This window comes from Methylibium sp. (genome assembly GCF_013817365.1).
GTDB lineage: Bacteria > Pseudomonadota > Gammaproteobacteria > Burkholderiales > Burkholderiaceae_C > Methylibium.
The window spans coordinates 1-2,261 of sequence record NZ_JACDCU010000555.1 but is presented as its reverse complement, the minus strand read 5'-3'; the positions used below and the strand labels follow the sequence as shown (position 1 = coordinate 2,261).

The 2,261-nt window shown below is 69.0% G+C and carries 4 protein-coding genes; all 4 read right to left on the bottom strand.

The features are described 5' to 3' along the window. A partial coding sequence (locus tag H0W38_RS21210) for a TIGR01244 family sulfur transferase (protein ID WP_292457933.1) occupies positions 1-301 on the bottom strand: 301 nt, incomplete at its 3' end. A 35-nt stretch (positions 302-336) separates the two neighbouring features. Then, the gene (locus H0W38_RS21205; RefSeq protein WP_292457935.1) at positions 337-783 is read right to left on the bottom strand and encodes a GatB/YqeY domain-containing protein; all 447 of its coding nucleotides are present in this window, start codon (positions 781-783) and stop codon (positions 337-339) included. 165 nt (positions 784-948) lie between these two features. After that, on the bottom strand, positions 949-1,161 hold the full coding sequence (gene rpsU, locus H0W38_RS21200) for a 30S ribosomal protein S21 (protein ID WP_292446350.1): 213 nt from the start codon (positions 1,159-1,161) through the stop codon (positions 949-951). A gap of 131 nt (positions 1,162-1,292) precedes the next feature. After that, positions 1,293-2,261: aminoacetone oxidase family FAD-binding enzyme (locus H0W38_RS21195; protein ID WP_292457931.1), on the bottom strand; the 969-nt coding region annotated here is incomplete at its 5' end.

Here is a 2,261-nt window from a genome sequence, read left to right as displayed (position 1 = left end):
TGCCGCTGCGGCAAAACGCCAGCACCGGCTTGGGCAGGCGCGCCATCAGGTCGGCCATCTGCTGGGCCTGCTCGGCGGTCTGGAACGATCCCGAAACCGGCAGGAAGGCGTATTCCAGGCCGGCGGCGCGGGCGGCGGCTTCCATTGAGGCGTTGGTCGGCTGGGCCGGTCCGCCTTCGAAATCGGGGCGGTTGTTGATGACGCTGCGAAAGCCGGCCGCCGCCGCAGCGGCCATGGCTTCGGGGGTGAGTTGCGGCGCGACGGCGATGTCTTCGTCGAGCATCGAGGCGGGCAGATTCATCGAAGTTCCTGCGGTGCGGCCAGAGACTGCGAAGCTTACTTCGCAAGGGCCTGCTTGACCGCCGCCGAGACGGTGCCCATGTCGGCCGTGCCGGCCAGCTTGGCCTTCGCGGCGCCCATCACCTTGCCCATGTCGCCCGGCCCGCTGGCGCCGAGCTCGGCCACCAGTTTCGCCACCTCGGCTGCGACCTGCTCGGCGCTCATGCGCGCGGGCAGGTAGGCCTCGAGCACGGGCAGTTCGGCGGATTCCTTGTCGACCAAGTCGGTGCGGCCGGCAGCGGCGAACTGCGCGATCGAGTCCTTGCGCTGCTTGATCAGCTTGTCGACGATGGCCACGACCATCGCGTCGTCGAGGACGATGCGCTCGTCGACCTCCTTTTGCTTGCAGGCCGCCAGCAGCAGGCGGATCGTCGAGAGGCGCGGCGCGTCTTTCGCGCGCATGGCGCTCTTCATGTCCTCGGTGATGCGGTCTTTCAGGCTCATGCCGATCTCCAGCGATGGGTTTGCAGAAACGACGAAGCCCGCCTGGGCGTCCCCGAGCGGGCTTGATTTCATGGAGGGTTCTACTGGCTCGGTTTGCGAAGGCCGGGACCGCAGGTGCCTTGCTTCGCAACGGCCGCTGCGACCGCTCCGTGCGTCTGGTTCCGGCTAGAACATCTTCTTGGGCAGCTGCATGCTGCGCACGCGCTTGAAGTGGCGCTTCACCGCGGCGGCCTTCTTGCGCTTGCGCTCGGCGGTGGGCTTTTCGTAGAACTCTCGGGCCCGCAGGTCGGTCAGGAGGCCGAGCTTTTCGATGGTGCGCTTGAAACGGCGGAGAGCCACATCGAAGGGCTCATTCTCTTTGACGCGAACGGTGGTCATGAAACGGTGGATCCTGTGTTTGTGTGCCCGCTGTCCTGGGAGTCTTTCCGGATGACTGATCCAGGAGCGGGCGCGGTTTGCCGGCAAAGAGCGCGATTATAGACGGCTCGCAGCTCCTCGCAACGCTTGGCTCAACCTGCCGGCGCGCGGGCCGCAAGCGCTGGGGCGGCCTGCCGCTCGGCGCACGCCTGCGCGCAGGCGTGCGCGCTGGCCCAGGCCCACTGGAAGTTGTAGCCGCCGAGCCAGCCGGTCACGTCGACCACCTCGCCGATGAAGTGCAGTCCGGCCACGCGCCGGCTCTCCAGCGTTTGCGAGCTCAGCTCGCGGGTATTGATTCCGCCGGCGGTGACCTCGGCCTTGCGCCAGCCTTCCGTGCCGCTGGGCGTGAGCCGCCAGCGCTGCAGCGACGCAGCGAGCGCGGCGAGCTCCTTGTCCTTGACCTCGGGCAGCGTCCTCTCGGCCAGCGCGCCGAGCGGCGCCGTCCAGGCTTCTGCCAGGCGCGCCGGCAGCCGCGTGGCGAGTTCGTTGACGAGCTTGCGCCGGGACACTGCCTTGGCCTCACGCAGCGCGCTGCCGAGATCCTCGGCCGGTGCGAGATCCACTTCCAGCGGTGCACCTGGCCGCCAGTGGCTGGAAATCTGCAGCACGGCCGGGCCGCTCAGGCCGCGGTGGGTGAACAGCAGGTCTTCCAGGAACACGCCTTCGCCGCTCGCGATCTTCACCGGCAGCGACAGGCCGGCCAGCGCGGCGAAGGGCGCCCAGGACGCCGCGTCGAAGGTCAGGGGTACGAGCGCCGGCCGCGGCTCGACGACGCGGTGGCCGAACTGGCGCGCCAGCCGGTAACCGAAATCGCTGGCGCCGATCTTGGGGATCGAAAGCCCGCCGGTAGCGACCACCACCCGGGCCGCGCCGACCGTGCCCCGCGCGGTGTCGAGCTCGAAGCCGTGTCCGCTCTGCCGCACGGCCGACACGCCGCAAGGCTGCCAGCGCGTGACGGCCCCGGCCTCGCACTCGCGCAGCAGCAGGGTGATGACGTCCTCGCTCGAGTCGTCGCAGAACAGCTGGCCCTTGTGCTTCTCGTGCCAGCCGATGCCGTAACG